Below are 3484 nucleotides of genomic sequence, written 5' to 3' on the forward strand. Positions count from 1 at the left end.
ACTCGCCCCTCTTCCGAACGATCCCCAGCCCGCGACAACCATAGACCTTGGACTAGGATCTTCGACGGACGGCGTTGGACTAGGATCTTGGATTACTGGAGAGCTAGGCCGTCTTCTCCTATCTCCTCATAATTCTCGTAAGATCTGGATTAAAAAGCTCGGCGACAGATACAAGTTCCCGGCCATCAACGAAACATATCGCCACGTTGCAGACGCTTTCATTTGGCAAGGCAAATATAACGACGCTTTCAGGCTCACTGTAGTGTATGAAGACCAGACGCCCAAGCATCTAACGCTCAAGAGCGCACTCAACACCGATTTTAAGATCGGGTTCGGATGCGTGCAAAAAGAAGAAGAAAACGACCCCTTCGGTTATTGGAGTGAATACGGCCAGCTGACGAAGGGTGGAGGCACTCCAATGAGGCCGAAAAAGGAGCCTGACGTCGAGGGAAGACTAATCCTGCATGTAGGCAGCTCAAGCTGCCCACCAGTCAAAGGGGGGTGATTACCGCTGCCACAGATACGTGAACTTGACGATCACCTGCCGGTCTCGCCGATCGAGGTCGCCGAGACTCGGCGCGTCCCAGGTCTGGTTGAAGACGACGAAGAGGTCGGCGCCGGGTTTGTAGATCCAGTTGAAACGGACGTTGGCGGCGAACAGCTCGTCGAGATCGTTGTACTGGAGGAAGGTATCGGCGCGCAGGCGGGGGCTTGCGGCCAGGCTGAGGCGCTCGCGCAGGACGGTGGCGGTGAAGGCGCCGCCGGGGAGGTCGACGTCATTGTACTGCCAGGTGGTCTCGGAGCGGACGAAGCGGTTGGGGCGGATGCGGAGGGTGGCCTCGGCGCGGAAGCGGTCGCCATCGAAGAAGCCGCTCCAACGGATGCTGCCGTCGGCGGTGAGGGTGCGGCCGTCATTGGTGTCGAAGGACACGCCATAGTCGTAATAAGTGTAGTCGCCGGCCGGGATGATCACGCCGTCCGTGATCTCGAAGGGCTCGAATAGGCGCTCGAAGTTGCGCTCGACGAAGAGAGTGATGCGGTCCTCGGTCTTGAAGCGGATGCTGAGGGGCTCGAGCTGGAATTCGGACGACTCGGTGGTGCCGTCGCGTAGGGTGAAGACTTCCGCCTCGAGCTCGAAGTTGAAGTTGCGCAGCCACGGGAGGTCCGGACGCGGTTCGTACTCGACCCCGCCGGTGTAGCGCCGGACGCCGCGGCGCCTCAAGAATCCCATCTCGGGCTCGAAGCGCTCGCCGATCTCGACGTAGCCGCCCTCGGCGCTCCAGATCGAGCCGCTCCACTCGACGCCGGCACCAGCGGCCCAGTCTTCTCCGCCTACCAGATCGCTGTCGTCGGACTGGGCGAAGAAGCCGTTGAGCGCCAGCCGGTCGGTCGGCTTCCAGTCGAAGTCGGCGCCGAAGACCAGGTTCGAGTCGCCGTCCTCGCCCTCTCGGTCGGTGACGATCAAGCCGACGCTCGAGCGCTGGCCGACGTTGCGCTTGAGCCGCAGGGCGCCCCAGGTATTACTTGGCGTGCCCGCACTGTGTCGCGTTTGCCCCCCTTCGGGGGGACCTACCGACGGAGCCAAGGCCTCGGTGGCGACGCCGAGCACCCCGAGGTTCCAGGCCCCGGCGCGGCCGGTGAGACGCAGGCCGCCTTCGATCGGCACCTCGCGGCCGCCTTCGCCGATGCCGATGCGGCGCGAGAAGAAGACTTTGAGCAGCGGGCTGTCGCTGCCGGGATCGGAGCCGAGCTCGAAGATGCCGGAGTTCTCCAGGAAGAACTCGCGCTTCTCGGGAAAGAAGAGCGAGAAGCGGGTGAGATTGACTTGGCTGTCGTCGACTTCGGTCTCTGCGAAGTCGGTGTTGAGAGTGAGATCGAGGGAGAGGCCGCGGGTCACCCCCCACTTGACGTCGAGCCCGGCGTCGAAGTCGTCGCCGTCCTCGGCCTGAGGCGCAGCGGTCGTCGTCGAGGTCCCCCCTGAGGGGGGCGAATGCGATATCGTGGCGGCGACGGCGAACGGCTTGACGTTGAGAGAAAGACCCGGGCGGGCGCCTTCGATGCCGGTCAGTGCGCCATAGAGCGACACCCGGAAGAGGTCGGCGTCGAGCCCGATCGGTGCCCAGAAGGCGTCCTCGTTCTTGTGCCGGATATTGCGACGCACGTTGAATCCCCACGCCTCAGCCTGCGGGTCGAAGCGCAGGGTGGAGAACGGGATGGCGAGCTCGGCCACCCAACCGTCGCCAGTGCGCCGGGCCGCCACGTCCCACACCCCGTCCCACTCGAAGTTGGTGTCGCGACCCTCGTCGGTGACCAGCGAGTCGGTGCGCGCGCCCAGGGCGTTGGTCTCGAAGAAGTAGGTGTTGCGGTCGTCGTCGAAGGTGTCGAGCAGGACAATCACCGAGTCGTCGCGGAACAGGCCGCCGTCGCGCTGCATCTCGCGGGCGATGATCGCGCCCGGGTCGGCGTCGAACGCGTGGACGGCGACGTAGAGAGTCTTCTCGGTGTAGGCGACCTGTACCTCGGTGCGCTCGCTCGCCGGAGCTCCGGGCTCGGGCTCGCGCTGGGTGAAGCCGGTGGCGATCTCGGCGCGCTGCCACGCCGGATCGTCGAGACGGCCGTCGAGGGTGATCGGCTGCTCCAGCCGGAGGGCCTGGAGGCTGTGGGTGGCCGCCGATGGTGGCGGCTCGCCCTGGGCTGAGACGGTCGGGGTCAGCAGCAGCGCGGCCAGCAGGAGGAGCGGGCCGCGGCGGAGATTCTGGGGCGTGGGGAGCACGGCGCCATTGTATGCCCCGTTACTTGAGATCCATCCGCTTGACGTGGATCAAACGATGCCCGACCATGTCGACCGCCGCTTGCGATTGCTCGAGAACGATGTAACCCACCAACGGATCGTAAACGCCGTCCTCGGGCTCCATGTCGATGAAGACGACCTCGTTGTAGATCGGCCGGAATCCTTCCAGCTGGATCTTGACCGGCCCGCAGACCTCCCCGATCAAGGAGGTTTGATTCGCGGTCTCGAATTCGATCTTCCCGGCCAATTCGAGCTCACCCAGGCGGTCCTTCCAGGCTGTGGGCAACACCATGTGCGAGGCACCGGTGTCGACCAACGCATCGCAACGTAGCGAAACGTCAGGTTCCCTGACGTTGGTGATTCGAACAGATGTGCTCACACGGCCCAAAGGATTACCTCCGAGAGAGTTGGAACGCTCTCTGTACTATCCTACCCCATACCCTGAAGAGACACTGGACTCGGCGGGAATCAGATGAACACAGAAGAGAAGCCCGAAAAAGATACGCCCGCAGCGTCTGACGTCATCTACGGCCTGAATGACCGGCCACCGGTGCTCGAGGCCACGGTCGCCGCGTTTCAACACGTGCTCGCGGTCTTTGTCGGCGTCATCACGCCGCCGCTGATCATCGCCGGCGCCCTCGGTCTCGACCTCGAGGACGCCAGCTACGTGGTCAGCATGTCGCTGATGGTCTC

The 3484-nt window shown here is 63.8% G+C and carries 4 protein-coding genes; 2 read left to right on the forward strand and 2 right to left on the reverse strand.

The genetic code is table 11. The features are described 5' to 3' along the window. Positions 1-505 (forward strand): hypothetical protein (locus GY769_06730; protein ID MCP4201615.1); only part of this gene is annotated, 505 nt, incomplete at its 5' end. Here GY769_06730 and GY769_06735 read toward each other — a convergent pair. Both GY769_06735 and GY769_06740 read right to left on the reverse strand, forming a co-directional pair. Continuing rightward, complete coding sequence (locus tag GY769_06735) at positions 506-2773, reverse strand: carbohydrate binding family 9 domain-containing protein (GenBank protein ID MCP4201616.1); 2268 nt, start codon at positions 2771-2773, stop codon at positions 506-508. Positions 2774-2792: 19 nt separating this feature from the next. Then, complete coding sequence (locus GY769_06740) at positions 2793-3170, reverse strand: hypothetical protein (protein ID MCP4201617.1); 378 nt, start codon at positions 3168-3170, stop codon at positions 2793-2795. Positions 3171-3263: 93 nt separating this feature from the next. Here GY769_06740 and GY769_06745 point away from each other — a divergent pair. Then, positions 3264-3484 (forward strand): xanthine permease XanP (locus tag GY769_06745; GenBank protein ID MCP4201618.1); only part of this gene is annotated, 221 nt, incomplete at its 3' end.

The sequence above is a fragment of the bacterium genome (assembly GCA_024224155.1).
Taxonomy (GTDB): Bacteria; Acidobacteriota; Thermoanaerobaculia; order Multivoradales; family JAHEKO01; genus CALZIK01.